Here is a 26257-nt window from a genome sequence, read left to right as displayed (position 1 = left end):
CCCGGCCGCGCCGCAGCCCAAAGGGCAGGGTTCGATTGACGCGCGAACGACGCCCCCTCCAAGACCCCCCTTGGAGAAAAGATGCGTCGCAATCCGTCATGCTTATAGAGGCCGCGCGCGATTGCGTCTATTCACGGACGCGAACGTATACGTGATCCGCTTTATCAACCCGTCTTCTCCGATGGACCAGACCGCCGCCGAAGACCCTGCTTCGACGCCCGCCCCGGCGAAGGGACCGAGCGCGCGCCAGTCCGCGCGCCGCATCTTCAAAAACGCCGGGGCGCTCGTCAGCGGCAAGGCCGCCGGCGGGGTTCTGAGCCTCGCCTATCTCGCCATCGCCGCGCGCACGCTGGGCCCGACCGACATGGGCTATCTGGTGCTCGCCCACGCCTACGCCATGATCATCGCCGGGGTGGCGCGCTTCCAGTCCTGGCAGGCGGTCATCCGTTTCGGCGCGCCGATGATCGCCGGCGACGAGCCGGACCGTTTCCGCACGCTGGTGCGCTTCGCCGTCAAGTTGGACCTTTTGAGCGCGGGGGCGGCGATCCTTCTCGCGCTGGCGCTCGCCCGTCCGGCTGCGGCGTTTTTCGACTGGCCGGACGCGGTGATGCCTTATGTGTACGTCTACTGTTTCGTCACGCCGTTTCTGATCTCGGCGACGCCGACGGGCGTGCTGCGGCTGTTCGACCGGTTCCGCCTGCTCGGCTGGCAGCAGATCTTGATGCCGGGCGTGCGCTTCGTCGGCGCGGTCGCGCTGTGGATCGCCGGCGGCGGGCTCGAAGGCTTCCTCGCCGTGTGGATCGCGGGCGTGTTGCTGGACGGGGCGAGCTTCTGGCTGTTCGGCTGGCGGGAGCTCGCCCGACGCGGGCTTCTTCCCGCTGCGCATCGGGCGCCCGGCGAGCGCGCCGACAGGGCATGGCTGCCCTTCATGGTGAAGACCAACATCGTCAGCACGATCGAGCTTGCGCGCAGCCATCTGCCGCTGGCGCTGACCGGCGGCATTCTCGGCAGCGCGGCCTCCGGCTTTCTTCAGATCGCGATCAATCTTTCGAACCTGATCGCGCATCCGACCAACATGCTCAATCACGCGACCTTTCCCGAGCTGTCGAAGATCGCCGCCGCGCAGGGCGCGCGCGCCATGCGCAAAGTGGCGCAGCGCTCGGTCCTCACCGCGGCGGCGATCGCCGCGCCCATCGCGCTCGCCTATTGCTTCTTCGGCGAGCCGCTGGCGCGGCTGGTGGGCGGACCGACCTTCGCGCCGGCAGGCCTTCTCGTCGGACTGATGGCGCTCGCCCAGCTGCTTCGGATTGCGTCGGTGGTGCTGGAATCGGGCGTGATGGCGCTGGGACGGGCCGGCTATGCGCTCGCCGCGCAAGCGGCGTCGGCGAGCCTGACCATCCTCCTTTTGCTTCTTGCGCTGCCCGCGGTCGGCCCGGCCGGCGCGCCGACGGCGATCATAGCGGGCTGGGTCGTCCTGATCGCGGCCTACGCCGCCGCGCTCAGACGCGCCGGATGATCCGTATGCGGCGGGCGCGCTAGCGCAGCGCGATCTGATGACGTATGCTGCGCGCGAAATGGGAAGGAGCGCGCCATGAGCGACATTCGCCGTTTTCGCCGTCGCCGTCTCGCCGGACTTCCGGCGGCCGCAGGCGCGTCGCTGCTCGCGGCGGCGGCAGGCGCGGCCGCGCAGACCGACAATCCCATCGAGCATTGCCGGACGGCCGCGGCGTCCGATCAGGCGCGCATCGCTTGCCTCGAAGCCGCGCTCGCCCAGGCGCTCGGCCTCGAGGCGGCGGCAGCACCCGATGACGCGCCGACCGTCCTCGGCGCGGAGCAGGTCCTCGCCCGCAACAGAGAACCCGGCGGCGGGCAGGACGCGGAGAAAGAGACCATCGAAGCGCGGCTCGAGGACTTCGCCGTCAACCGCAACGGCGACATCGTCTTCTTCCTCGACAACGGCCAGATCTGGCGGCAGAAGCAGGCGGATTCGAATGCGCTGCGGCTGTCGCGCAAAAAAGCCTATTCCGTGTCCGTCTCGAAAGGCGTTCTGAGCGGCTATCGGCTGGAGATCCGCGCGTTGAAGCGATCCGTGCTTGTGGAGCGCCTCAAATAGACGCCGGTCCTGCCGCGCTTTATGCGTTTTGCTTGAAAAAGCGGCGGCCCGAAGGCCGCCGCCGGCAACCGTCTCGTTCCCGGATATCAGAACGAGGCTTTGATGCTCAGGGAATAGACCCGGCCGTTCACGTCATAGAGGCTCGGGAAGGTGTTGCCCGAGTTGAACGATGTGGAGCCGGTGTCGTTGCCGATGATCGGCGGGTCCTGATTGGTCACGTTCTTGACCGCGCCGCCGAGCCGCAGCGACTCGGTGATGCTCCACCCGAAAGACAGGTCGAAGTAATTGAAAGCGTCGATATGCTCGAACGCGTCGAACACGTCGGCCTTTTGTTCTTCCGTGCCGACGAAGTCCATCGACCCGATGCGCCGCCACAGCACGGAGACGTCATACGGACCGTTGAACCAGGTGAGGCGCGTAACCGACCGGAATTTCGGCACGGGGTCGCACGAGGTCGAGTAGCCGCCGTTGCAATCGACAAGCGCGGAGAAGTCCGTCGACTGAAACTCGTTCGACAGATAACGGTTGGCGTTGAAGGTCAGATCGAGCTGCCCCCAGTCGCCGAAGTCGTAACCAGTATTAAGGCCGATCTCGACGCCTGAAGCCTGGAAGACATCCAGGTTCTGGAAGAAAGCCGGCAGACCCGTGCCCGCCGACGTGATCAGACCGGCGTTATCGCGCACGATGCCGTTGCAGGTCGCTTCATCCCCGAGCGTATAGCAGAGGGTGAACAGCTCATCCCCGCTCAGCGTATCGATGTAATCCTCGATGCGGATGCGATAATAATCGACCGAGAGGGTCGTCGCCGTCACGGCTCCGCCGATGATCGACATGTCCGGCCGCCAGACGATCCCGGCCGTGCGCGTGCGCGCCGTCTCAGCGCCCGGCAGATTGTTCGGGTCCGTGCCGGTGAAGAGGTTCACCTGACCGGCCACGATGTCGTTGATGAGCCCGGTTTGGCCAGCCGGAACGCCGGTCGCTTCGCAGCGTGCGATCAGCTCCGGCGTGATCGGATTCGGGTTGCCGGACGAACAGGGATCGAACGTCGCGTTGTCGAGGCCGGTAACGATCGGCGAGCCGATTTCCTCGATGTTCGGCGTGCGAACGGCCTGCTGCTCCATATAGCGCACGCGGAAGCTCGGCGTGACCTGCCAGTTGACGCCCGCTTTCCAGGAGGACGTATCCTCTGTCGGATCGAAATCGGAATAGCGATAACCGGCTTCGATCGTGAACGCCTCGAACATCGGACGATTCTGAATGACCGGCATGATCGCCTCGACGAACCCGTCGAATGCCCGATATTCAGACTTGATCGGCAGAACGTTGCCGCCCGCGCCGCCCTGGCAGCTTACCGGCGGCAGCTTGAGGCATTCGTCCGGCTCGACGAAACCGGTCTCCTTCCGATACTCCATGCCGAAGGCGAGATTGAGCGGCGTCTGCGCCCATGGAGAAACGAAATTGTCGACCGGGCCGCTGACGGAGCCGTGCACGACCGCCTGCGTGGCGCCCTGCGTCAGGAACGCCACCGCTTGGTTGAACTGCGCCGCTTCAGGCGTGATCGAGCCGAAGCCGCCGAAGATGTTGATCGGCACGCAGCCCTGCGTCACGACGCCGTCCGGGGTCCTGCACTCGTCCGCGCTGACGGTGTTGAGCGCGGTCGCGATATTGGCGACGTTGGTGTAGCCGGCGCGGAAGCGCGTGCGCTCGTTTTCGCCGTACTGGAAAGACAGGTCGTAGTCCCAGCCTTCGAGGAGGGCGGGAAGCTGGCCGCGCAGGCCGACGACGAACTGGAACGAACTGGTGTCGTAATCCTCCGAGCGCGTTCCCAGCTCAAGCGTGCGCCGGCGCACCGGAACGTTGATTGCGTCATCCAGATCGAAAACGCCGTTGTTGTTCAGATCGAGCACGCCCGTGGTTTCGAACGTCGCCGTGCTTCCGGCGTTCGTGCCGCCCAGCGCCGGCGGCAGCACGCTGTTCACGTTGTCGATGATCGCCTGACGGGCTTGGGCCGACAGGAACGGATTCTGCAGCGGAATGTCGAAGCGATTGCCGAACACGCCGGAGGGCGCGACCTGCTGGCGGACGTTGATCGTGTTGAAAGTGCCGCGGAAATAGGCCTCGATATTATCCGTCAGCTCATAATGGCCGATCGCCGTCAGGCCGAAGCGTTCCTGCGGCGTCTGATAGTAGTTGAACGGATTGAAGTTGAAGACGGAGCAGCGCGGCCCGAGCGTGCCGTCGTTGCGGAACTGCAGCGTGCCGCCGGGCAGGTCCAGCGCGCCCGGAATCGCCGTAGTCGAACCGCCCACGGCGACCGAACCAGGCGCGTCGCATTCCGCCGGCGCCGGAACGATCTGCCCGTCGCGGCCGGAGCCTGTGGCGGTGTCGACGCCGACGAGCCCGAAGTCGCGGTCGCCCAGCAACACGCCGCTGCGCATGGTGTAGTTGACGCTGGCCGTGACGTTGCCGCGCCCGTCTCCAAGGTTGGAGCCGAACAGCGCGCTGATGTCGTAGGTGTCGCCGTCGCCCTGCTCGGTCAGCGAATACATCGCGCCGAATTCCACGCCCTCGAAATTCTTGCGCGTGATGAAGTTGATCGCCCCCGACATGGCGTCGGAGCCGTAAACCGCCGAGGCGCCGCCGGTGATGATGTCGACGCGCTCGATCATGTTGAGCGGAATCTGGTTGATGTCGGCGGTGCCGCTCTCGCTGAAGGGTACCAGGCGCTTGCCGTCCATGAGAACGAGCGAACGCTCCGGCCCGAGACCGCGCAGATCGACGGTCGCCGCGCCTTCGGTTCCGTTGTTCACGTTTTCGCCGTCGCCGGGAATGGTGATCGGCAGATCGCGAAACACCCGCTCCAGATTCGGGGTGAACTGCCGCGAGATCTCCGCTTGCCCGACCGTGTTGATCGGACTCGCCGCGACGAGATTCGGATCCTGGATCCGCGTGCCGGTGACGATGACGACGTCGCCCTCGCCCGTCGCCGCGCCGTCCTGGGCGGCGGCGCCCGTCGCTACGGCGCCGGCCGCCAGCAAGGCGACGGCCGATGCGTTTGCGAACAATCCCCTGCGTGAAAGGCCGGGTCTTTTGACTGATGACATGTTTTCGCCCTTGTCCTTGGTCTGAGTGGTGCAACAGCGGCGCAGGAACGCGCGATGACGCCCTCCCAAGCTCACGTCCGCCGCTTGCCCCCAAAGACAACGAGCTTCCCTGCGCCCTCATCGAAGGCGCGGAACGAATGGCGGAGTGTGGCGCTGGGGCAACGATCGTCTAACCGGACGATCTTGCGGGGCCGTCGCGGGCCGGTCTAAACTCCGAGAGGGGCCGGAATGCGCTGGGGACGCATTCCGGCAGTTTAGCTCGGAGTGGGACATCACAGGATCAGCGTGACATCCCGCCCACTAAGACAATCGCGGACGCCGGCCCCTCAATAATTTCGCGCTTCGGCGCGGCTCGGGCGGCGGCGCCGGTCTCAGAGGGCGGAAGTCAGCCCCGCGCGCTTAGCGCGGCGAAGTGCGGTCCGTGATGACGAAAAATACAGGCGATCCTGCGCTCGCCCGCCGGTTGAAAAATCTGGAACGCGCCATTCGCGCGCATGATTCCCTTATCGTCGGCTGGCTTGCGGCGAAGCTGGGCGATGCGGAGGTCGCGCGCGACATCGCGCAGGAAGCCTATCTACGCGCCTGGCGCTATGCGCAGGAAGCGCCGATCGACAATCCGCGCGCGCTTCTGTTCAAGACCGCCGCCAATCTCGCCGCCAATGAATTCGTCGCCCGACGGCGGGCGCGCCTGCGCGGACCGCAGGCTGGCGAAACAGGCCCGGACGGAACCTTCGACGATCTGGCCAGCGACGCTCCGAGCCCGGAGCAGACCGCCCTGGCGCGCAGCGATGCGCGCCTTTCTCTGGCCGCCATCGACGCGCTCCCGCGGAAAGTTCGCCGCGCCTTCGTGATGAGCCGTTTCGAGGAGAGGACTTACGGCGAGATCGCCGACGAACTCTCGGTCTCGGTCAGCAGCGTCGAAAAGTACATCATAACGGCGCTCAAGGCGTTGCGCGCCGCCGTCGAGAAGGGATCCGAAAACGCGGGGAAGGCGACGGTCGTGGATTTTCCGGCCCGCCGCTTAAAGCGTCGGCGAAAATGACAAGAACCGGTCAGAGGGCATGAGAATGAGAGAAAACCAGAACCGCGACGAGGAGGCGGCCCGCTGGACGGCGCGGCGGCTGTCCGGGGAAATGTCGCCGGAGGAGACGGCCGGCTTCGAAGCGTGGCTCGCGGATCCTGAGAACCGCGCCGCCTTCGAGGCCTGCGCGGCTGCGGCCGCAAGCCTCGACGCGCATGCGGCCTCGCTGCTCGCCGCGTCCTTTGAAGAAGAATTGCACGCTGAACAGGCAGCGCGCGAGTCGCGCCGGCGCTCATGGACGGCCGGCGCGCTTGCAGCCTCGCTCGCCGCCGTCGCCGCGGCGGGCCTGATCGCCGCTTTCGTCATCGGCGGCCGCGACGCCGTCGCGCGATACGCCACGGCCCGCGGCGAGACGCTGCGCGTCTCCCTCGCCGACGAGAGCCTCGTCACGCTCAACACGGCGAGCAGAATCGAAGTCGCCTATTCGAAGCGCGCGCGCCGGATAAATCTTGTCGAAGGCGAAGCCCTGTTCGACGTTCGTCGCGACCCGGAAAAGCCGTTCCTCGTCGCGACGCGTCACGGCGAAGTCTCAGTGACCGGGACGGTTTTCGCCGTAAGATCAGACGATGCGCAGACGGACGTTTTCGTCGTTTCCGGCGCAGTATCCGTCGCGCCGCCGGCGAACGGCGCCGTCATGGTGCTCGCAGGTCAGCGCGTCGCCATGGACGGGAGCGGGCGCAGCAGCGCCGTCGAAGCCTTTGATCCCAATCTCGCGCTGGCCTGGCGCGAAGGAAAGGCGCGTTTTCGAAACGCGCCCTTGGGCGAGGCGATCGCCGAACTCAACCGCTATTTCGAGCGGCCTCTCACGCTCGGCGACCCGTCTCTCGCCGATCGTCCGGTGACGGGCGAATTCGACATTCGCGATCAACAGACCGCAATAAACGCCCTAGTCGTCGCATTCGACCTTGAACCGCACGCGGAAAACGGAAGCATTGTGCTCGAACCTGCTTCCCGATGAGGATCGCCCCGCATGAGGCCGTCGCTCACGCTCATCGTCTGTTTCGCCGCGGTCTTCGGCGCCGCCGGGGCGGAAGACGGCGAACAGGACCGGCAGGCGAACGCGGCGGAGGCGACGGCGCGCGCTCTGCCCGTCGAGCAGATACTCGACGATTTCGCCAGGCGGTTCGACGTCTCGTTCATTTTCGACAGCCGGCTGCTGAGCGGGCTGCGAATGTCGCCCGCCGATGCTTCCCTGCCGCCGGAAATGGCGCTTACGGAGAGTCTGCGCTCGGCCAATCTCTCCCTGCACAAGGTGGGCGCAAAAACCTACGCCATCACGGCGGCGTCCGCCGCTCCGGCGCCCGCCGCGATACCCGCGGCGAACCTTTTCACAACCACGCCGCCGGATACGATCGTGGTCACGGCGGCCGCAAGCGGAATTGCGGCGTCGTCCGGCGCGCGCCATCTCTATACGCTCGACAGGTCCTATCTCGAGCTTCTCAATCTCAGCCGGCCTTCGGAAGTCATCTATGATCTCCCGCAGTCGCTCGCCTCGGTGACTCGGGCGAATACGGCGCTTTACGGCGCGGCGGCGGGCCTCGAACTCGCCGACCTGCGAGGCATGGGACCTCAACGCACGCTCGTTCTGGTCAACGGGCGGCGCCGGGCGCCCGTTTTCGGCAACGCCTCGATGTTTGGCGTCGATCTGTCCTCTCTCGCCGAGCCGTTTCTTGAACGCATCGAGATCGTCGGCCGTTCGCACGGGGCGCGCCTCGGCCCGGAGGCCGTCGCAGGCGCGCTCAACTTCGTCACCCGCAAGCCCGTTTCCGGCGTCGAAGCGGGCGCCCGTTACGGCCTGTCGCAACGCGGCGACGCCGAAGAATTATCGCTGCACGCGCTGGGCGGCGCGCGGTTTTTCGACGACGCCGGCGAATTAACGCTGGGGCTTGCCTACGCGCGCGAAGACGGCCTCGTTGGCGCCGACAGGGCGGTGACCGCGCAGCCTTACGGCTTCGCCATAGACGGCGAAATGGGGTTCGGGGACGGCGCGGAATTTTTGCCGGGTTTCGGCGGCAGCGCGTTCACGCCCGAGGGCCGCCTCGCCGGCGCCATCGCGGCGGACGGGAGCTTCCTTCCCGCGGTTCTGGCCGTCGGTCCGCTTGCGCTGACCGGCGACGGGGGGATCGAGCCTTTCGAAGGCCGGCTCGACCAGCTTTTCAACTGGGCTGCGTTCCAGAATACGCTCCTCCCCAACGAACGCCTTCTCGGTCTGATCGACATCGGCTACGACCTTTCCGCCAATAGCCGCCTCTTTCTTGAAGCCCATATCGGCCATGCGCGTACGGACGTTCAGCTCGCGCCCGCGCCGACCACGGCCTTTCAGGGCGTCGATCCCATGCTCGCCGACGGCGCGCCAGTCGACATCGCGCATCCGGCCGTTCCGGACTCAGTCCGGAATTTCGCATTCGACGTCTTTGGCCCCGATATTCAAGGGCTCGTCGTCGAGCGGCGCTACACGGAGCTGGGGCCGAGGCGCGGCGACGTGAAACGGCGTTACAACGACATCGTCTTCGGCCTCGAGACCGCCGCCGGCGCCGAAGGGACCCTGCGCTTCTTCTACCGTTACGGCAGAACCTCGGGACGCGCCTCGGATCAAAACCGCATCGACCGCGACCGGCTTCTGACCGCGCTCGATCCGGCCGCCTGCGCCGCGGCGCGAGGTTGCGTCCCCGTCGATCTGTTCACGCTCGGCGGCCTTTCCCCCGAAGCTGCGGATTTCATCCGCGCGCCGGTCCTGAGGCGACAGGTGTTCCTGCAGGAACATGAAATCGCCGCTAAGTATGACGGCCCGGAAATTGATTTGTTCGGCTTTCCGCTCGATCTCGACGGCGGCGTCGGATGGCGCCGCTCGAAAATCGGCGAGCGCGACCTCGCCCCCAAAGGGGTGACCGCCATGGCTGCGTTCATCAATAATGAGTATGAAGGCGCCGTCGACATCGGCGAAGCCTATGCGACGCTCTTTGCGCCGATCCTTCCGGATGCGTCGGCTCTCGGCTCGGTCGATCTCAATCTGGCTTGGCGCGTCGCAGGATCTTCGACATTCGGCGTCGCGCAGAACTTCGAAAGCGCGCTCGACTGGCGCCCCGCGCCGGGGCTCGCGCTGTTCGCCGAGCATCATATCGGCGAACGTCCGCCGAGCGTCGTGGAGCAGTTCGTCAACGGACAGCGCACGCACGAATTCTTTCTGGACCCCTGCGCGTCGGCGGAGCCCTCTCAAGCCGCGGCCGAAAACTGCGCTGCGGGAGCATCGCTGTCCGCGCCGACTGATTTCCGGCAAACCGACTTTCTCGCCGAGCGCATGACTCTCGGCTCTCCTGATCTCGATCCGGAGAGAACGCGGACTTTGAGCGCCGGCGTCGATTATCGCGGCGCGGACGTTCTCGGTCTACCCGGGCGGATCGGACTGCGCGCCGTATGGCTGGACTACCGTATCGAGAACCGCATCGCCGCCCCGACTTACCCGCTCGAAGAGTGCTTCGAGAGCCCTGGCTTTTCGGCGCCGTCATGCGGGACTTCGGCGCTGACCGGGGAGCCCCTCATCCGCCGCGATTCCGCAACAGGTCAAATCGATTTCATCGCAACGGAGCTGCGCAATGAGGGAAGCTTCTCGTGGCGCGGGTTCGACTTCGAGGCGCGCTACGCCTATGAGCCGCGCGGCCTCGGCCCGGTCGACAGGCTCTGGGTGAGCGGCCTTCATACATATACGGAGAAAGTCGTCTCCCGAAATCCGGGCGCGCCGGAAGACGATCTGACCGGCTCCTTGCGCTATCCGCGCCACCGTTCGCTGATCGCCGCAGGCGTCGCCGTCTCCCGCGTCAACCTCATGCTCCTCGCCAATCGCCGCGGACGCGTCAGAACCCTGGAGGCGGACCACCCCGCAGCGTTCATTCCTGCGATCACGACCATCGACCTGGCGGCCGAAGCCGCGATCGGGGCCGCCGTGCTGGGATTCTCCGTCCATAACATGACCGACCGTGCGCCGCCGGTGGCCGCCCTGGAAGAAGGCGGCGGCGCGATCAGCGAGTATTACGACCCCGTCGGACGACGCTTCGCGCTTCGGGTTCGCGCGGCTTTCTGAGAGCGGCCAAGGGACTGACTTTAGTCGGGGGCGAGCGCGGCCATTAGACCGTTGCGCGGCGGGCGCTTCCGGGCGATGTATGCGACCCCATGAGGGCGCAGGATCATTTGCGGGAGATGATCGAGGTCATCAGCGGGGAGCTCGAGCTCCGCCCGCTCCTGACGATCATCGTCCAGAAAGCGTGCGAGCTTCTCGGCGCCCAGCGCGGCTCTATCGGTCTCGTCGACGAGGAGCGCGATCTCGTCCGCATCGAAGCCGCCTACAACATGCCGCCGGAGGAGCTCGGCTCCGTCGCGCGGCGCGGCCAGGGGCTGGCGGGCGCCGTCTATGCGACGGCCTCGCCGGTGATGCTGGGCCGCTATGGCGACGTCGCCGCGCCCATTCTGAAAGGTCTCGACGACGACGTCGTGGTCGGCATGCCGATCAAATGGCGCGGCAAGGTGATCGGAACCTTCGGCATAGGCTCCGGCCCGCCGCGCCGGTTCGGCCGCGAAGATCTCGAGACCCTCGAACTCTTCGCCCGCCACGCCGCCATCGCCATCAACAACGCGCGCTCCTACGAACGCGAAAAGCGCCGCGCGCTGCGGCTCAGAGCGGCCAACGTCATCGCGGAATCGGCGCTCGAGCGCAACCCCGCCCGCATCGTCGCCATCGCCGAGACGACCGTTTTGACCGCGCTCGATTTGCGCTGCCGCGTGCTGAAGAAAAGCGAGGCCGCGCCGGAGGGCGCGCTTTTGTTCCCGCTGCGCGCCGAGGTGGGCGAATACGACCGGCTCGCCGTGCTCGATCCGGAGACGACGACCGCCGAAGACCGTCAGGCGCTCGCCGCGCTCGCCTCCCAGATCGGGCTCGCGCTCGAACGGGCCAGCCTTTTCGCCGAGCTGCAGCGCCAGCTCGACGAGATCAGCCTGCTCTACGAGACCAGCCGACGCGTCAGCACGGCCATCGACCTAAAAAGCGTCGTCGGCGCCTACCTCGCGTATGTCGCCGCCTGCGACCGCTTCCGCTGCGACATCGGCCTGATCGAGACTGACGATAACGGCGAGGAATGCCTCTCCATCATCGGCCGCTGGAGCCCGAGTTACGGCGTCTCTTTCGAGCCTGCCCGGTACACGGCCGGCGAGATCGGCGTGAACGTCTCCCTCCGGGAATTCAGCCTCATCCGCACCGCCGACGCGCATTCGGACCCGGACGTCCCGGACGGCGTGCGACGCATTCTCGCGCAGGCGGGCGGCGCGGCGCTGGCGGCCTTCCCGCTGATCGTTCAGGGCGAACGAATCGGCGTGATCGTCCTCACCCATGTCGAGCCGCATGAGTGGACGGAGCAGGAGATCCGGCCCTATCGCACGACGGGCGCGCTGCTCGCATCCGTCATCAAGAACCGGCTCGACCACCGCCGTCTGGTCAAGAAGGACCAGCACCTCGCCGCGCTCGCTGAGCGGCGCCGGCTTGCGCGCGAACTGCACGATTCCGTCAGCCAACTGATCTTCAGCATGACGTTGATCGCCCAGTCCATCGGCGCCGGCTTTCGAAAGAGCCCCGAAGAGGGCGAGGCGCGCGTCGCCCGGCTTCTTGATATCGCCCAGCTCGCCCGCGCGGAGATGAAAGCCCTCCTCCTCGAGCTGAAAGACCCCGAGGGCGAGGAGGCCGCCTCCCTCGCCGCGGTCGCCCGGCGCGAAGGGCTCGCCGCCGCGCTCGCCCGCCATCGTCGCATCGCCGCCCCTGCCGGCGTCGACATCGCCCTCGCCCTCGACGGCGCCGATCGGCTGAAGCCGGCCCAGGCCGAGACCTGCCTGCGCGTCGCCCAGGAGGCGATCGCCAACGCCGCCCGCCATGGCGGAGCCGACCGCATCGAGATCGCGCTCATCGAGGAGAAGGGCGAATCGGTCTTCGCCGTGGACGACAACGGGCGGGGAATCGACCCGGGCGGCGCGCCCGACAGCTCCTCTTCGACCCGCATCGGCCTCGCCGGCATGCAGGCGCGGGCCGTTGAAGCCGGCGGGCGCTTCGCCGCGCGGGATAGTCGTCTCGGCGGCCTGCGCGTTGAGGTTCGCTTTCCCTTGCAGTAAGCAGACCCGCAAGGGAGAATCCGATGCCCGACCAGCCCCTCAGAATCATGATCGTCGACGACCATGCGATCGTCCGCGAAGGACTGCGCATGCTGCTCGGCGACGAGCCCGACATCGCCATCGTCGCCGAGGCCGGCGACGCCGAGACGGCGATCGACCTTGCTGCGGCGAAAAAACCCGACGTGATCCTGCTCGACGTCGCCCTGCCCGGCCGCGACGGCATTTGCGCGGCGAAGACCATCGCGGCCCAGCCCGACGCGCCGAAGATCGTGCTGCTCACGAGCTCGCTCGCCGACGACCTGCGCCTGCAGGAGGCGCTCGACGCGGGCGTCGTCGGCTACCTTCTGAAGGACGTGTCCAAGGCCGATCTCGTCCGGGCGCTGAAGAACGCCCACGCGGGCGCGCCTGCATTCCACCCCGAAGTGCAGCGCCAGCTCCTGCGCCGGGCCACCGGCGCGCGCCTCGCCCATGAAAGCCTCACCGCGCGCGAACGGGAGATTCTCATCGAGATCGCCCGCGGCAAGAGCAACAAGGTCATCGCCTATGATCTGGGTCTCACCGAAGGCACGGTGAAGGGCCATGTCTCGACGGTGCTCGCCAAGCTGGGCGTCGACGACCGCACCCAGGCGGCGCTTTACGCCGTCAAGCACGGGCTGGTGAAGGCCTGACGACGCATCGGCCGGTCATTCCGCTGGCAGATTTTCCAGAAAGAACCGAATCGCGTTCTCGCCCATTACGGCGCGCACGACCTCCGAATCGAGGCCTGCGTCGAGCAGCGCGCCCGTCAGCGCGGCGAGCTCAGCCGCGTCGAAAGGCGTCGTCGTCGCGCCGTCGAAGTCGGAGCCGAGCGCCACATGCGCCGGACCGAGAAGGTTCACCGCATAGACGATCGCTGCGACGATCGACTCCAGCGAGGCTTCGCAGACCGCTCCGTCCCAGAAGCCGACCCCGACGAGCCCGCCCCGTTCGGCGACCGCCTGCAGCAGGGCGTCGGAGACATTGCGCGGCGAATCGCAATGGCCCTTGAGGCCCGTATGCGAGACGATGACCGGCCGCTCGCTGATCGCCAGCGCATCCCAGGCGGCCCGTTCGGAAGAATGGGCGAGGTCGAGGATCATTCCCTTTTTCTCGGCGGCGCGCACGACCGCGCGGCCGAAATCGACGAGCCCCGCCCCGCTCAGCCCGTGCAGCGAGCCGCCAAGTTCGTTGTCGAAGAAATGGTGGAGGCCGAGCACCCGATAGCCGGCCGCATGAAGCCGGTCGAGATTGGCGAGGTCGCCTTCGAGGGGATGGGCGCCTTCAGTCGCCAGCAAGCCGGCGAGGGCGCCCTCGGCGAGCGCGGCTTCGAGATCGCCGCGCGTGCGGACCACCCGCACCGCGCCGCGCGAACGCCGCTCGAGACCGGCGAGACGGCGCGCCTGATGGAGCGCGCGCTCGGCGAGACTCGACCATGTCTTAACGGGCCAGCGCTGGGCGACGACGAGTCCGGTGATCGTATCGGAGTCGGCGTCGTTCGACTCGTAATTCTGCCCTGACGGAGACTTGGTGACGGCGGAGAAAACCTGCAGCCGCACGCCGCCTTCCTTCAGGCGAGGAATATCCGTATGCCCTCTTTTCTGGCGGCGTAGCGGATCGCGCATCCATAACAACGTGTCGGCGTGCAGGTCGGCGACGCGAAGGGTCCTGTGCAGCGCGCGCGCTTCGGCGCTTGTCTCATAGGGCGGGTGCGGAACGATCTGGTTGAGCGCGGCGTCGACCTCTCGGGGCGCGACGGCGAAAAACACGGCCGCCCCGAGGAGCGCGGCGGCGATTGCGAGAATCAAAAGCCATTTGACGACGGCGCGCGGCGGCATGGCCGATTCCCCTCCCCGTTTCGGCGCGGAAGGTGCGGCGGGCCTGCGGCCGCGTCAATCCCCCGCCCCGATCCTTGCTCAAGGGCGCGCCCTGGACAACGGCCCCATGACGGCGAGGTCGCGCGCCTCGTCGACATCCGCGAGTTCTTCGAGCAGCGCGACGGAAAAATCTTCCGGCAGGCTTTTCATGGTGTCCGCGAGCGCGTGCGGTCCCGACCAGCGCACATCCTCGAAAAGGCGCGGCGCGCGTCGACGCCGGGCGAGGCCGAGCAGCCAGTAGCCGCCGTCCCGCGCCGGACCGAACACTGCGTCATGACGGCCAAGCGCTCTGAACGCTGCGCGGATATGGCGCGCGCGCAAGCCCGGCGAATCCGTCCCGATGATCGCGACCGGCCCGCGCTGCACGCTCTCGATCGCCGCCTTCATGCGCGCGCCGAGATCGCCGCGTCCTTGGGCCGTGGTCTCGAAGCGGCGCGGCCAGAACCCCAGCCATTCGCGAATGGCGCGAGCCGGTTCTACGGCGAGAATCGTCCGCCAGCGGCCTTTCTCCGCGGCGGCGAAGGCGACGCGCGTCAAATGTCGGTAGATCATCGCGGCGCGGCCTGCGCCGATTCCCCGCGCTAGGCGCGTCTTGACCCGGCCCGCCTGCGGCGCCTTGACGAAGACGATGAGGGTTTCCGGCTTCATCGGGCGTAAATCTCCGCAATGCGCGCCGGGCTCGCGCCGAAGCGGTAAAGCGCGAGGCACCAGGCGTTCTTCAGCACCCGACGCATATAGCCGTCCCGCTCGTAGCGCGCGGCTGAGGTGACCGCCTTCGCCCGAAACACATGGAGCGCACGGCGGCCTTTTGTCTTTATGAGGCGTTCGATGATATCCAGGTCCTCGAACAGCGGCAGGGGGCGAAAGCCGCCGATCTCCTCGTAGAGCGCGCGCGCGATCAGCAGCCCCTGATCGCCGTAAGGCGCGGCGAGAAGGCGCGTGCGGGCCATCGCGCCGGCCGCGACGACGCGCGGCGCGAAGCCCTTCGCGTCGAAGGCGAGCGTGAAGACGCCCGCGCGCTCCGGCGCGCCCAGAAAGGCGCGCGCTTCCTCCGCCCACGTTGTTTCAAGGACGGTGTCGGCGTGCAGGAACAAAAGCCACGCGCCGCGCGCGGCCGCCGCGCCCTGAGCGAGCTGCGCGCCGCGCCCGCGCGGCCCCGCGACGACGCGCGCGCCGGCTTCTTGGGCGATCCGCATCGTTTCGTCCTGCGAGCCGCCATCGGCGATGATCACCTCCTTCACGAGTCCGTCGATGGCGGCCGGAACGAGCGCCGTCAGGGTCGCCGGCAGCTCCCGGGCGGCGTCAAGCGTCGGGATAATGACCGAGATTTTCGGGTAACTCGTCGCAGCGGTCACGGGCGGCGGCTTCGGTTTACTATGTCGCCGTTGGTAGCCTTCGACGCCGGCTTGTGGAAGCCTGCGCCTGCGCGGCCGCGACCACGATTGCGCGAAGAGGACAGCCTAAACGCTGAAGGCCGAAAGCCTTCAGCACCGCGCGCGGCCCGCCGCCAACGCCGCGGCGGCTGCGCCCGCGCCGAGGCCGATCGCGACCGCCGTATCGCCGAGGGCGGCCTGCATCGCGGCGAACATCGCCACGCCTAACAAGACCGCAAAGACAATCCGTTTCATGTTTCATCCTCCTGTCCCGGCGTGAAAATCGCTTCGATGGGCCGGCCGAACACCCGCGCGATGCGGAAGGCGAGCGGCAGGCTGGGATCGTATTTGCCGCGCTCGAGCGCGTTCACGGTCTGGCGCGAGACGTCGAGCCGTTCGGCGAGATCGGCCTGCGACCAGCCGCGTTCGGCGCGCAGCTCCTTGAGGCGGTTTTCCATGTCAGCAGCCGCGCCCGCCGAGCAAGAACCGCATCATACGCCACACGACGATTAGGAACGGGCCGAACCACATCATGTCGTCTTCGAAGTCCGCGACGCCGAACCGTTTCAGGAAACCGAGCGTAATCGCCGCGAGGACGCCGACCATCAGCGTCAGCGCCGCCGCATCGGCGCTCACGCGTCGCTGCATTTCGTCCATGCTCCGGTAGAAGCGAAAGAAGGCGAAGCAGGCGTAGGCCATGGGCAGCACCGGCGCGACGGCGAGAAGCGTCAAGACCGGTCCCGGCGCCATGCCGCGCGCCGCGATGAGGCACGCGCTCAGCACGCCCGCATAGGCGATCACGGCGATAAGCATTTCGGCTGCGTGCCGGCGGCTGGCTTTCCTGATGCGTGAGGACATAAAGATTTCCGTCGCGATTGCTGTCAAGGTTGCTTTACAGCTACGTCGCGACGCCGAGCATGTCAAGCTTGCTTGACATTTTGCGCTTGCGGAAAAAATGTTCTTGTTTTGTTCATGATCGCGACGTAAGCTTTCTTCATGGCTCGCGCCGCGCCCCACAGCCCCCGCCCTCCGCGCCTCCAAAGCCCCGCCCCGGAGGGATCGCCGCCCCAATGGGGGAGAAAGGGGCGCGGCGCGCAGTCCAACGTCTCGGGCCGTTACGAGCCGCTCGCCTATGAAGCGGCGGACGACGGCTGGTCGCGCGAGGAGGACCTGCCGCCCCTGCGCACCGAGGTGACGATCGAAACCCCGCGCCGAATAATCACCTACAACAAGTCGCCCTATGTGGGGTTCGACCGCTCGATTAATCCCTATCGCGGCTGCGAGCACGGCTGCATCTACTGCTTCGCGCGGCCGACCCACGCCTATATGGGCCTGTCGCCGGGGCTCGACTTCGAAAGCCGGCTGTTCGCCAAGCCTTCCGCGCCCAAGCTGCTGGAGAAGGAGCTCTGCGACCCGAAATACAAACCGCGGGTCGTCGCGATGGGCACGAACACCGACCCCTATCAGCCGATCGAGCGCAAATTCGTCATCATGCGGGGGATTTTGTCGGTGTTCAGCCGGTTCAACCATCCCGTCACGGTGCTGACGAAATCGGCGCTCATTGCGCGCGATCTCGACCTTCTCGCCTCGCTCGCCGAGCGCAACCTTACGCGCGCGATGGTGTCGATCACGACGCAGGACCGCGCCCTCGCCCGCTCGATGGAGCCGCGCGCGTCGAGCCCGCCCAAGCGCTTCGAGGCGATCCGCCGCCTCGCCGAGGCCGGCGTCGTAACCGGGATCATGACCGGGCCGATGATTCCAGGCCTCAACGACAGCGAGATGGAGGCGATCCTGGAGCAGGCCGCCGGGCTCGGCGCGACTTTCGCGGCCTACACCATCTTGCGCCTGCCGCTCGAGGTCTCGCCGCTGTTCCAGGAATGGCTCGCAGCCTATGCGCCGAACCGCGCCAAACGCATCATGGACCATATCCGCGCGATGAACGGCGGGCGCGACTACGATCCCTACTGGTCGCGCGGCGGCGAGATCAAAACGCCCTACGCCCAGCTTATCGGCCAGCGTTTCCGCGCCGCACGCGCCCGTTTCGGCCTTGATCGCGAGCGAACGCCGCTCGATCTCTCCCGCTTCCGCGTGCCGGACGAGGCGAGCGGGCAGTTGAGTTTGCTGTGAGGCCTCAAACGCGGCCGGCTGCAGGCGGCAGGGCGTAATGAACGGCCCGGCTTCGAATTTCGACGATCTGCAACCTGCCGCCTGCGACCTGTCCGCGCCTCTTGTCGCCGCCTGGCGAGTCGGCGTGTTCTGGCGGCGCAGTCAGTCGCCGGCGCCCATGCAGCCCGACTTCTCCATCGAAGACTCCATCGGCGGACTCGTCGCCGGAATCGACGAAGCAGGCCGCGGGCCGCTCGCCGGTCCTGTGGTCGCCGCGGCGGTCATGCTCGACCGCCAATGCACGCCGGCGGGGCTGCGCGATTCCAAGATGCTCACAGAAAAACGCCGCGAAGATCTTGCCGCCGCCCTGTGGAAAACCGCGCGCATCGGGGTGGGCGTCGCCAGCGTGGAGGAGATCGACGCGCTCAACATCGCCCAGGCGACGCTGCTCGCCATGACGCGGGCGGCGGCGAGCCTGCCCGTCGCGCCGGCGGCCTGCATCGTCGACGGCAATCTCAAGCCGAAGCTCGCCTGCCCCGCCTATACGGTCGTGAAAGGCGACGCGCGATCGCTGTCGATCGCCGCCGCCTCGATCATCGCCAAGACGACCCGCGACCGCATGATGCGCGAGCTTGCGCGCGTCTATCCCCAATACGCCTGGGAGCGGAACAAGGGCTACGGCGTGACGGCCCATCTCGAAGCCATCGCCCGCTTCGGCGTGACCCCATATCACCGGCGCTCCTTCGCCCCGATCCACAATATGTTGTGTGCGGACTCCTCTCTCGATCTCGCCTGAGACTCGTCCGTTAACGCCTTGACTCCGCTTGATAATCCTGAATTTTCGGGTTGACGTTGGAATCCCGAGGACTCAGACTGCGCCTCCCTTCGCGAGCGGGAGAGAGGCGGGCGATGACCACCAAAAAGAAGAAAAAGAAGAAGACGAAAAGCGCGGCGCTGAAGACGCGCGCGCCGCGCGCGGCGGCGAAAACGCCCCTCCCTCTCGACGAAATTCTCGAAGGGGACTGCATCGCCGCCATGCGCGCGCTGCCCGACGCCTGCGTCGATCTCGTCTTCGCCGACCCGCCCTACAATCTTCAGCTCGGCGGCGACCTCACCCGGCCGGACAATTCGCGCGTCGACGGCGTCGACGACGCATGGGACCGCTTCGATTCCTTCGCCGCCTATGACGCCTTCACGCGCGAATGGCTCGCCGAGGCGCGCCGCGTCCTGAAGCCTGACGGCGCGCTGTGGGTCATCGGCTCCTATCACAACATCTTCCGCGTCGGGACGGCCGTTCAGGATCTCGGCTTCTGGATCCTCAACGACATCATCTGGAACAAGACGAACCCGATGCCGAATTTCCGCGGCGCGCGCTTCACCAACGCCCACGAGACGCTGGTCTGGGCCGCGCGCTCGAAAGAAGCGCGCTATACGTTCAATTACGCCGCGCTCAAGACGGCGAACGACGATCTCCAGATGCGCTCGGACTGGTCGTTGCCGATCTGCACGGGCAATGAGCGGCTGAAAGGCGCGGCCGGGCGCAAGGCGCACCCCACCCAGAAGCCCGAGGCGCTGCTCTACCGGGTGCTGATCGCTACCACCAATCCGGGCGACGTGGCGCTTGATCCGTTCTTCGGATCGGGCACGACCGGCGCGGTCGCCAAGCTGCTCGGCCGGCGCTTCATCGGGATCGAGCGCGACCCGGATTACATCGCCGCAGCGCGCGCGCGCATCGCCCGCGTCGAGCCCGCCCCGGTCGAAGACCTCGCCGTCGCCCCGTCGAAGCGGGCCGCGCCGCGCGTGCCCTTCGGCGCGGTCGTCGAGCGCGGGCTGCTGCGCCCCGGCGCCAAGCTCTACGCGCCGCAGAAGAAGCACGAGGCGCGGGTGCGCGCCGACGGCTCCATCGCGGTCCGCGGCCCCGACGGCGAGGTGCAGGGCTCGATCCACAAGATGGGAGCCCTCGTCGAGAAGGCGCCGGCCTGCAATGGCTGGACCTACTGGCATTTCGAGGCGAAGACCGGCCTCAAGCCGATCGACTTCCTGCGCGAGAAAATGCGCAGGGAAATGGGCCGCCAGGCAAGCTAACCGCCCCGCCGCCGTCGCAGGCCGCTTTGTGGGCCTTATGTCATTTTCACTTCCCCCGGCCTCGCCCGCGGCGGCTATAATCCGCTTCGGACCGCCCGATTCGCGCCGGCTGGCGGGCGGCCCGAAACCGGCCGGTTGACGGCCGAAAGATTACCATGTTTCGTCGCGAGGCTCAGCGGGCTCCGCGCCATCGCGTCCGTCGCGAGCGTGGAGCGTCGGCGCGAAAAACGGGAGAGACGAATGCGGGGGCGTTTATGCGGTTGAGTTCAGCGGGGCTGGCGGCGGGCGCGCTTCTGGCCTCTTGCCTGTCGGCGCCGGCCCTCGCCCAGCAGCATATCGACGAGCCGCGGCTCGATCCTTTTTTCGGCAAGAAATACGAGCGCCCCAAGGAATACGAAAAAGACGACGAAGAGCCGACGGACGATGCCCGCTCTGACGAGGATCAGCGCTGGAGGCCGCTGCGCGGCTTCGTCGGCATCCTGACCTTTCTGACGCCGGAGACGACGAATCTCAGCATCGGCGTCGGTCCCGAGCTCAAGCCGGATTATTTCGGCTCAGACGACTATGAAGTCGTCCCCGACCCGGCCGCCTTTGTGAAATTCCGCAACTTCGTCTTTCTCGACGACGATGGGGCTGACATCGCGCTGTTCGGTTTTTCGAACTTCCGCGCCGGCCCTACCCTGCGCATCGTCGGCGACCGCGAGGAGGAGGACAACCCGGCTCTCGCCGGACTCGGCGATGTCGGCATGACCTTCGAATTCGGGGGCTTCGCCGCGGCGACTTTCCAGAACCGCTATTCATTCCGTTTCAAAGTCCGTCACGGCCTCAAGACCGGTCATCGCGGCACCATCGTCGACGCGACTCTCACGGCGCTTCTGTTCCGCTTCGGCGACGTGTCGACTTCCGTGACCGCGCAGACGGCGTGGATCGGCAATCGCTACGCCGACGCCTATTTCACGGTGACGCCGGAGCAGTCAGCGGCGTCAGGCCTGCCGGAATATGACGCCAAAGCCGGCTTTCGCGACATCGGCGGCAGCGTCAACGGCTATATCAATATCGGCAAGCACTGGTCGATCAACCCTTACGTCAGCTATCGCTACATTTTCGACGACGTCGCCGACACGCCGATCATCGCGCTCGAAGGCGACCGCCATCAGTGGACGACCGGCTTCCATGTGATGCGGGAGTTCTCTTTCGACATCAGATGAAAACCGCGCCGGCGGGCGACTTTCGCCTAGGCGTAATGCGTCTTCAGCGTGCTAGCGCTTCCGGCGCAACAGTCCGCCGAGCAGGGCTGAAGGAGTCGTCGCCGCTTGTTTCGCGGCTTCGAGCGCGCGCCCGCCGTCTGGTTCATCCTCGCCCGCAGCTCGAACGTGCTGGTCTTCTTCAGCGGCGAAGGGCCCGGCCGTCTCTTCATGCGGCCCGGCCTCGGAATCGCCGGACTCCGGGGAGGCCGCCGCGCGGGCCCGTTCGGCATGCTCGGCCGCTTCGGCCGCATAGCGCGCAGCCGTCGATTCCATCTGGGCGGTCAGGTGTCGCGCTTCTTCGGCGAGCTCTTGCACGGCGCGCAGATCGGCCTCGACCGCCGCGCGCGCGTGTTTCGCCTGCCTGACGGCGCCGGCCCCGGCGAACAGGCTTGCGGAAAACAGAAGCGCCGTACCGACCAGCAAAACGGCCTGCGCGAAAAGAATTTGTCCGGGCGTCCAGCTCGACAGCCCGATCAACGCCGCAAACTCTTCAGAACCCATGAACGACCCCTCGCAAACCCCGGCGGGACTTTAGCGGCGGAACACGATCCGGTCTACTCTCCCGCGCGTAGGAAGAGCATGAACGAGCGTCCTGTCATCGTCTGGCTGCGCCGCGACCTCCGGCTCGCCGACAACCCGGCGCTTCACGCCGCCGCGCGAACCGGCGCGCCGGTGATCCCGCTATACGTGTTCGACGAAGCCGAAGCCTTCGCGCCCGGCGCCGCGGCGAAATGGCGGCTGCATTATTCCCTGGACGCGCTGTCGGCGGCCTTGCGGCGCGCCGGCGCGCGCCTGACCCTGCGCCGCGGCCGCGGACCGGCGATCGTCAGGGCGCTCGCGGCCGAGACGGAGGCCGCGGCGGTGTTCTGGAACCGGCGCTACGCCCCGGCCCATGTCGAGGCGGACAAAACCCTCAAGACCGATCTCGTTCGCGCCGGCCTTGAGGTCCGCACGTTCAACGCCGGGCTTCTGCGCGAACCGTGGGAGATCAAGACGAAAAACGGCGGGCCGTTTCGGGTCTACACGCCCTTCTGGAAAGCGTTGCGCGCCGCGGGACCGGCGCGCGCCGAGCCCTTGCCGGCGCCGAAAGCGTTGAGGCCGCCGGCCGATCCGCCGCACTCGGACGATCTCGACGATTGGAGGCTGCTTCCCCGCGATCCCGACTGGGCGGCGAGATTCGCCGACATATGGCGGCCCGGCGAAGCCGGCGCCCAGGCCGCGCTCGCGCGGTTTCTCGACGGCCCGGCCGGCCGATATGCGGCGGAACGGGACCGGCCGGACCGGGACGCGACCTCGCGCCTGTCGCATCATCTCGCTTTCGGCGAGATCGGTCCGCTGCAAGTCTGGCGCGCGATCGAGGCGCGCGCTGCGGCGGGCGACGTCAAAGCGGCTTCGGCGGAGAAGTTCCTCTCCGAGCTCGCCTGGCGGGAATTCTCCTGCCATCTCCTGTTCCACAATCCTGCCCTGTCCGAGGCGCCGCTGCGGAAGGAATTCGTCGGCTTTCCGTGGCGGGACGATCCCGCCGGCTTCAAGGCGTGGCGACGAGGCCGCACGGGCTATCCCATCGTCGACGCCGGCATGCGCGAACTCTGGCGAACGGGCTGGATGCACAACCGCGTGCGGATGATCGCCGCGAGCTTTCTCGTCAAGGATCTTCTCATCGACTGGCGCAGGGGCGCGGCCTGGTTCTGGGACACGCTCATCGACGCCGATCCCGCCAACAATTCGGCGAGCTGGCAGTGGGTCGCCGGCTGCGGCGCCGATGCGGCGCCCTATTTCCGCATCTTCAATCCGGTCGCGCAGGGCGAGAAATTCGACCCGCAGGGCGATTATGTCCGCCGCTTCGTTCCTGAACTCGCGAAAATGCCGCCAGAGCACATTCACGCGCCATGGCGCGCGCCGCCGGACGTTCTCGACAAGGCCGGCGTCGTTCTCGGAAAATCCTATCCCGAACCGATCCTCGATCACGCCGCGGCGCGCAAGCGCGCGCTCGCGGCCTACGAAAGGACGCGGCGGGACGCGCTGGCCAAGCCTTCGGTTAACGCATAATATTCAACGCCATGACTAACGCTTCGAAGGTGATTCCCGACGCGGTGATGGTCACGCCCGAAAACCGCGAGGCGCTGCTTGCCGGCGCGCCGCTGTTCTTTCGTCTCGCCTGCAATCTCGTGTCGCGGATCAAATACGGCGCCGTCGTCTTCGTCCTGCCGGACGGGCGCGCGCTGCGCTTTTCGGGCGAGGCGGAGACGGATTCCGTCGGCGTGATCGTGGTGAAGGATTACGCCTTCGCGCGTCGCTCGCTGCTGGGCGGCGACATCGGCTTCTTCGAAAGCTTCGCCGACGACGAATGGGACACGCCCGATCTCGCCGACTGCCTTTACGTCTTCGCGCGCAACGCCGACCATGTGCGCGAGGCGTTTCTCGGCTCGCCGCTGGTCGCCTGGATCAACGGCGTTCGCCACGCCTTCAATCGCAACACGCGCGCCGGCGCGCGGCGCAACATCGCCGCTCATTACGATCTGGGCAACGCCTTCTATGAGAAGTGGCTGGATCGGACGATGACATATTCGTCCGCGCGCTATCCCTATCCGCAGGCGGAGCTCTCGCTCGCGCAGACGAACAAATACCGCACGCTCGCCAAAGCCATGCAGTTGCAGCCCGGCTGCAAGGTGCTGGAGATCGGCTCCGGCTGGGGCGGCTTCGCCGAGTTCGCGGCCACGGAAGTCGGCGCGCAAGTCACGGGACTCACCATCTCGAAAGAGCAATATGACTACGCCTGCGAGCGCGTCTTTCGGGCTGGCCTGGCGGAAAAGGTGAAATTTCGCCTGCAGGACTATCGCGACGAAGAGGGCGCCTATGACCGGATCGCCTCGATCGAGATGTTCGAGGCGGTCGGCAAGGAATACTGGCCGCAGTATTTCTCGAAGCTGTTCGGCGCGCTCAGTCCCGGCGGCGTCGCCGGCCTGCAGATCATCACGATCGCCGACCGGTTTTTCGACACCTATCAGCGCTCGACCGACTTCATTCAGCGTTACGTTTTTCCGGGCGGAATGCTGCCGAGCGTTTCGGCGCTGACGGAGCAGGCCGCGCGGGCGGGCCTCGTCTGGCGCGAGGCCGTCTCCTTCGGCGAGGATTACGCGCGCACCCTCGCCGAGTGGCGCCGGCGTTTCCTGTCCGCCTGGGACGACATTCGCCCGCTGGGCTTCGACAGGCGTTTCAAGAAGCTGTGGCGCTTTTATCTCAGCTATTGCGAAGCCGGGTTCCGGGCCGCGACCACCAACGTCCATCAGATCGTCCTGACGCGGCCATAGCCGCAGGCGCCGGGCGCGTCATTCCAGTTCGGCGTAGATCCGCCGGCGCGCGGCTTCCGACTCGACGAGCCGATAGGTCAGCTCCTCGCCGTCGACGACGAATTGCGAGCCGACCCAGCGCGGACCGTCGTACCACAGGTCGAGCGACACCGTTCCCACAAGCCTGAACCGCTGGGCCGGCGCGTCATGGGGCGCCGGCGCCGGCTCCAGCGCTTCGACCGCGATGTCGATGAGTTCGCCTGTCTGGGTGCTGAGCAAGATGTCCGCTTCGACCACCGACCGGCGCCAGTAGGTCGACGGCGCGGCCGTTTCCGGAACCGGTCCGCGATAGGCCGGGCCTTCGACCATCAGCGCCCCCCCTTCGCGCCACGCCCTCACCTCAAGGCGCTCGCCGTTATTGTTCGTTCGGCTTTCGAGCGCATGCAGCGCGCCGCCCTTCCAGATCTCGCGCGCCGCATGGCTGTAGCGGAACACCGGGATCGGTCCGAAGCGGACCTTCATCTCGATCCGCGTATTCGCGACATATCCGCCCTCGGTGCGCTCTACGTCGACCGCGTGATAGCCGATGGGCTCGCCCTTGCGCAGGATTTCAAACGCCGCGTCGAGCTCCCCCGCCGCCGCCTCGATTAGCCAGGCTGGCGAAAGCAATAGAAAAGCTGCGGCGGTCAGGACGATTTTCGCGCTCACGGGTCTCTCCCGGGATCATATACGGCGCCGCGCGCCTTGCGGATCGCCCGATCGCGCGCTTTATCTCAGAGCGGGCGGACCTGATGTAACCTTGCGCCGGAGAGGCTCATGCGATTTTACGAAACTGCGCTCGAAGCGATCGGAAATACGCCGCTCATCAAGCTCAGACGGGCGTCGGAGGAGACGGGCTGCGTCATTCTCGGCAAAGCCGAGTTTCTCAATCCCGGCCAGTCGGTGAAGGACCGCGCCGCGCTCGGCATCATTCGCGACGCCGAGCGCCGCGGCGCGCTCAGGCCCGGCGGCGTGATCGTCGAGGGCACCGCCGGCAACACCGGCATCGGGCTCGCGCTCGTCGGCGCCGTTCTGGGCTACAAGGTGAAGATCGTCGTGCCGCGCACCCAGAGCCAGGAGAAGAAGGACGCGATCCGCCTCCTCGGCGCCGAGCTTATCGAGGTCGACGCGGTCCCCTACGCCGATCCCAACAACTATGTTCATTACTCGCGCCGCCTCGCCGAAGAGCTCGCGAAGACCGAACCGAACGGCGCTCTGTGGGCGAACCAGTTCGACAATCCGGCGAACCGCGACTTTCATTATCGCACGACCGGCGTCGAGATCTGGGAACAGACGCTGGGCCGGATCGACGGCTTCACCTGCGCCGTAGGCACGGGCGGCACGCTCGCCGGGGTCACGCTGGCCCTCAAGGAGCGCAACAAGGACGTGCGCTGCGTGCTGACCGATCCGATGGGAGCCAAGCTATACAGCTGGGTGAAAAGCGGCGTGCTGGAGTCGGAAGGCTCGTCGATCACAGAAGGCATCGGCCAGGGCCGCGTGACCGCCAATATCGAGGGCGTGAATTTCGACGACGCCTATCGCGTGGAGGACCGCGAAGCGCTGCCGATCCTCTTCCGCCTCGTCGAGGAGGAAGGGCTGTGCTTGGGCGGCTCCTCCGGGATCAACATCGCCGGGGCGATCCGACTCGCCAAGGATATGGGACCCGGCCGCACGATCGTGACGGTGCTGTGCGATTACGGCAACCGCTACGCTTCGAAGCTCTATAATCCCGATTTCCTGCGCTCGAAGGATCTGCCCGTCCCGCCCTGGATGGACTAAA

General features: G+C 66.9%; 23 protein-coding genes. 14 read left to right on the top strand and 9 right to left on the bottom strand.

Features of this window, described 5'->3' with window-relative positions; translation table 11 throughout:
• Nucleotides 1-151 precede the first annotated feature (151 nt).
• Both CHB64_RS08400 and CHB64_RS08395 read left to right on the top strand, forming a co-directional pair.
• Nucleotides 152-1516, top strand: coding sequence for a lipopolysaccharide biosynthesis protein (locus CHB64_RS08400; RefSeq protein ID WP_159462454.1), 1365 nt, complete (start codon nt 152-154; stop codon nt 1514-1516).
• Nucleotides 1517-1591: 75 nt separating this feature from the next.
• Entirely contained in the window at nt 1592-2113 is a 522-nt protein-coding gene (locus CHB64_RS08395; RefSeq protein WP_089412176.1) for a hypothetical protein, read from the top strand.
• 86 nt (nt 2114-2199) lie between these two features.
• Here CHB64_RS08395 and CHB64_RS08390 read toward each other — a convergent pair whose 3' ends face one another.
• Nucleotides 2200-5217, bottom strand: a complete 3018-nt coding sequence (locus CHB64_RS08390) for a TonB-dependent receptor plug domain-containing protein (RefSeq protein WP_089412175.1) — start codon at nt 5215-5217, stop codon at nt 2200-2202.
• Nucleotides 5218-5641: 424 nt separating this feature from the next.
• Between CHB64_RS08390 and CHB64_RS08385 the strand changes: the two genes are divergently transcribed.
• The 5 genes from CHB64_RS08385 to CHB64_RS08365 all read left to right on the top strand — a co-directional run bounded on the left by CHB64_RS08385 (nt 5642) and on the right by CHB64_RS08365 (nt 13113).
• A complete protein-coding gene (locus tag CHB64_RS08385; RefSeq protein WP_089412174.1) occupies nt 5642-6259 on the top strand; it encodes an RNA polymerase sigma factor in 618 nt (205 codons plus the stop codon).
• A 19-nt stretch (nt 6260-6278) separates the two neighbouring features.
• Nucleotides 6279-7256 carry a FecR family protein gene (locus tag CHB64_RS08380; RefSeq protein WP_089412173.1) on the top strand — a complete coding sequence of 326 codons (978 nt, stop codon included), beginning with the start codon at nt 6279-6281 and terminating at the stop codon, nt 7254-7256.
• A 12-nt stretch (nt 7257-7268) separates the two neighbouring features.
• The gene (locus CHB64_RS08375; protein WP_089412172.1) at nt 7269-10376 is read left to right on the top strand and encodes a TonB-dependent receptor domain-containing protein; all 3108 of its coding nucleotides are present in this window, start codon (nt 7269-7271) and stop codon (nt 10374-10376) included.
• A gap of 116 nt (nt 10377-10492) precedes the next feature.
• Entirely contained in the window at nt 10493-12445 is a 1953-nt protein-coding gene (locus tag CHB64_RS08370; RefSeq protein WP_159462453.1) for a GAF domain-containing sensor histidine kinase, read from the top strand.
• 23 nt (nt 12446-12468) lie between these two features.
• Nucleotides 12469-13113, top strand: coding sequence for a response regulator (locus CHB64_RS08365; protein ID WP_089412170.1), 645 nt, complete (start codon nt 12469-12471; stop codon nt 13111-13113).
• Between the two features lie 15 nt (nt 13114-13128).
• Here the strand turns inward: CHB64_RS08365 and CHB64_RS08360 are convergent, their stop codons facing one another.
• From CHB64_RS08360 to CHB64_RS08340, 6 genes are all read right to left on the bottom strand, one after another.
• Entirely contained in the window at nt 13129-14298 is a 1170-nt protein-coding gene (locus tag CHB64_RS08360; RefSeq protein WP_089412169.1) for a dipeptidase, read from the bottom strand.
• A 78-nt stretch (nt 14299-14376) separates the two neighbouring features.
• A complete protein-coding gene (locus tag CHB64_RS08355) occupies nt 14377-14985 on the bottom strand; it encodes a TIGR04282 family arsenosugar biosynthesis glycosyltransferase (RefSeq protein WP_089412168.1) in 609 nt (202 codons plus the stop codon).
• On the bottom strand, nt 14982-15692 hold the full coding sequence (locus CHB64_RS08350; protein ID WP_089412167.1) for a TIGR04283 family arsenosugar biosynthesis glycosyltransferase: 711 nt from the start codon (nt 15690-15692) through the stop codon (nt 14982-14984). The genes CHB64_RS08355 and CHB64_RS08350 overlap by 4 nt, the downstream gene beginning before the upstream one ends.
• 129 nt (nt 15693-15821) lie before the next feature.
• Nucleotides 15822-15965 (bottom strand): hypothetical protein, encoded by a 144-nt coding sequence (locus CHB64_RS15250; protein ID WP_159462452.1) that lies wholly within the window; start codon nt 15963-15965, stop codon nt 15822-15824.
• The gene (locus tag CHB64_RS08345) at nt 15962-16168 is read right to left on the bottom strand and encodes a helix-turn-helix transcriptional regulator (RefSeq protein WP_089412166.1); all 207 of its coding nucleotides are present in this window, start codon (nt 16166-16168) and stop codon (nt 15962-15964) included. The genes CHB64_RS15250 and CHB64_RS08345 overlap by 4 nt, the downstream gene beginning before the upstream one ends.
• 1 nt (nt 16169) lies before the next feature.
• Nucleotides 16170-16568, bottom strand: a complete 399-nt coding sequence (locus CHB64_RS08340; RefSeq protein ID WP_143265972.1) for a hypothetical protein — start codon at nt 16566-16568, stop codon at nt 16170-16172.
• 138 nt (nt 16569-16706) lie between these two features.
• Between CHB64_RS08340 and CHB64_RS08335 the strand changes: the two genes are divergently transcribed.
• From CHB64_RS08335 to CHB64_RS08320, 4 genes are all read left to right on the top strand, one after another.
• On the top strand, nt 16707-17837 hold the full coding sequence (locus CHB64_RS08335) for a PA0069 family radical SAM protein (protein ID WP_089412164.1): 1131 nt from the start codon (nt 16707-16709) through the stop codon (nt 17835-17837).
• A 37-nt stretch (nt 17838-17874) separates the two neighbouring features.
• Nucleotides 17875-18612 (top strand): ribonuclease HII, encoded by a 738-nt coding sequence (locus CHB64_RS08330; RefSeq protein WP_234993337.1) that lies wholly within the window; start codon nt 17875-17877, stop codon nt 18610-18612.
• Nucleotides 18613-18851: 239 nt separating this feature from the next.
• On the top strand, nt 18852-19901 hold the full coding sequence (locus tag CHB64_RS08325; protein WP_200815312.1) for a site-specific DNA-methyltransferase: 1050 nt from the start codon (nt 18852-18854) through the stop codon (nt 19899-19901).
• A 254-nt stretch (nt 19902-20155) separates the two neighbouring features.
• Complete coding sequence (locus CHB64_RS08320; RefSeq protein ID WP_159462451.1) at nt 20156-21109, top strand: MipA/OmpV family protein; 954 nt, start codon at nt 20156-20158, stop codon at nt 21107-21109.
• A gap of 51 nt (nt 21110-21160) precedes the next feature.
• Here CHB64_RS08320 and CHB64_RS08315 read toward each other — a convergent pair whose 3' ends face one another.
• Complete coding sequence (locus tag CHB64_RS08315) at nt 21161-21649, bottom strand: hypothetical protein (protein ID WP_089412161.1); 489 nt, start codon at nt 21647-21649, stop codon at nt 21161-21163.
• Between the two features lie 78 nt (nt 21650-21727).
• Between CHB64_RS08315 and CHB64_RS08310 the strand changes: the two genes are divergently transcribed.
• Both CHB64_RS08310 and CHB64_RS08305 read left to right on the top strand, forming a co-directional pair.
• Nucleotides 21728-23197 (top strand): cryptochrome/photolyase family protein, encoded by a 1470-nt coding sequence (locus CHB64_RS08310; protein ID WP_089412160.1) that lies wholly within the window; start codon nt 21728-21730, stop codon nt 23195-23197.
• Between the two features lie 11 nt (nt 23198-23208).
• Nucleotides 23209-24459: an SAM-dependent methyltransferase gene (locus CHB64_RS08305; RefSeq protein WP_089412159.1), complete on the top strand. Its 1251-nt coding sequence runs from the start codon at nt 23209-23211 to the stop codon at nt 24457-24459.
• Between the two features lie 18 nt (nt 24460-24477).
• Here CHB64_RS08305 and CHB64_RS08300 read toward each other — a convergent pair whose 3' ends face one another.
• A complete protein-coding gene (locus CHB64_RS08300; protein WP_089412158.1) occupies nt 24478-25146 on the bottom strand; it encodes a DUF6134 family protein in 669 nt (222 codons plus the stop codon).
• Nucleotides 25147-25254: 108 nt separating this feature from the next.
• On the opposite strand from CHB64_RS08300, the gene CHB64_RS08295 reads away from it, so the two are divergent.
• A complete protein-coding gene (locus CHB64_RS08295; protein WP_089412157.1) occupies nt 25255-26256 on the top strand; it encodes a cysteine synthase A in 1002 nt (333 codons plus the stop codon).
• Nucleotide 26257 lies beyond the last annotated feature (1 nt).

The sequence above is a fragment of the Amphiplicatus metriothermophilus genome (genome assembly GCF_900199215.1).
In the GTDB taxonomy this organism is placed as follows: domain Bacteria; phylum Pseudomonadota; class Alphaproteobacteria; order Caulobacterales; family Parvularculaceae; genus Amphiplicatus; species Amphiplicatus metriothermophilus.
This window is presented reverse-complemented; position numbering and strand designations above follow the sequence as displayed.

What these genes read in the sequence shown, in the direction of transcription:
- CHB64_RS08395 (WP_089412176.1), top strand. Translation starts at nt 1,592, where the DNA reads ATGAGCGACATTCGCCGTTTTCGCCGTCGCCGTCTCGCCGGACTTCCG.
- CHB64_RS08390 (WP_089412175.1), bottom strand. Translation starts at nt 5,217, where the DNA reads ATGTCATCAGTCAAAAGACCCGGCCTTTCACGCAGGGGATTGTTCGCA.
- CHB64_RS08385 (WP_089412174.1), top strand. Translation starts at nt 5,642, where the DNA reads ATGACGAAAAATACAGGCGATCCTGCGCTCGCCCGCCGGTTGAAAAAT.
- CHB64_RS08380 (WP_089412173.1), top strand. Translation starts at nt 6,279, where the DNA reads ATGAGAATGAGAGAAAACCAGAACCGCGACGAGGAGGCGGCCCGCTGG.
- CHB64_RS08375 (WP_089412172.1), top strand. Translation starts at nt 7,269, where the DNA reads ATGAGGCCGTCGCTCACGCTCATCGTCTGTTTCGCCGCGGTCTTCGGC.
- CHB64_RS08370 (WP_159462453.1), top strand. Translation starts at nt 10,493, where the DNA reads ATGATCGAGGTCATCAGCGGGGAGCTCGAGCTCCGCCCGCTCCTGACG.
- CHB64_RS08365 (WP_089412170.1), top strand. Translation starts at nt 12,469, where the DNA reads ATGCCCGACCAGCCCCTCAGAATCATGATCGTCGACGACCATGCGATC.
- CHB64_RS08360 (WP_089412169.1), bottom strand. Translation starts at nt 14,298, where the DNA reads ATGCCGCCGCGCGCCGTCGTCAAATGGCTTTTGATTCTCGCAATCGCC.
- CHB64_RS08355 (WP_089412168.1), bottom strand. Translation starts at nt 14,985, where the DNA reads ATGAAGCCGGAAACCCTCATCGTCTTCGTCAAGGCGCCGCAGGCGGGC.
- CHB64_RS15250 (WP_159462452.1), bottom strand. Translation starts at nt 15,965, where the DNA reads ATGAAACGGATTGTCTTTGCGGTCTTGTTAGGCGTGGCGATGTTCGCC.
- CHB64_RS08345 (WP_089412166.1), bottom strand. Translation starts at nt 16,168, where the DNA reads ATGGAAAACCGCCTCAAGGAGCTGCGCGCCGAACGCGGCTGGTCGCAG.
- CHB64_RS08340 (WP_143265972.1), bottom strand. Translation starts at nt 16,568, where the DNA reads ATGTCCTCACGCATCAGGAAAGCCAGCCGCCGGCACGCAGCCGAAATG.
- CHB64_RS08335 (WP_089412164.1), top strand. Translation starts at nt 16,707, where the DNA reads ATGGCTCGCGCCGCGCCCCACAGCCCCCGCCCTCCGCGCCTCCAAAGC.
- CHB64_RS08330 (WP_234993337.1), top strand. Translation starts at nt 17,875, where the DNA reads ATGAACGGCCCGGCTTCGAATTTCGACGATCTGCAACCTGCCGCCTGC.
- CHB64_RS08325 (WP_200815312.1), top strand. Translation starts at nt 18,852, where the DNA reads ATGCGCGCGCTGCCCGACGCCTGCGTCGATCTCGTCTTCGCCGACCCG.
- CHB64_RS08320 (WP_159462451.1), top strand. Translation starts at nt 20,156, where the DNA reads ATGCGGTTGAGTTCAGCGGGGCTGGCGGCGGGCGCGCTTCTGGCCTCT.
- CHB64_RS08315 (WP_089412161.1), bottom strand. Translation starts at nt 21,649, where the DNA reads ATGGGTTCTGAAGAGTTTGCGGCGTTGATCGGGCTGTCGAGCTGGACG.
- CHB64_RS08310 (WP_089412160.1), top strand. Translation starts at nt 21,728, where the DNA reads ATGAACGAGCGTCCTGTCATCGTCTGGCTGCGCCGCGACCTCCGGCTC.
- CHB64_RS08305 (WP_089412159.1), top strand. Translation starts at nt 23,209, where the DNA reads ATGACTAACGCTTCGAAGGTGATTCCCGACGCGGTGATGGTCACGCCC.
- CHB64_RS08295 (WP_089412157.1), top strand. Translation starts at nt 25,255, where the DNA reads ATGCGATTTTACGAAACTGCGCTCGAAGCGATCGGAAATACGCCGCTC.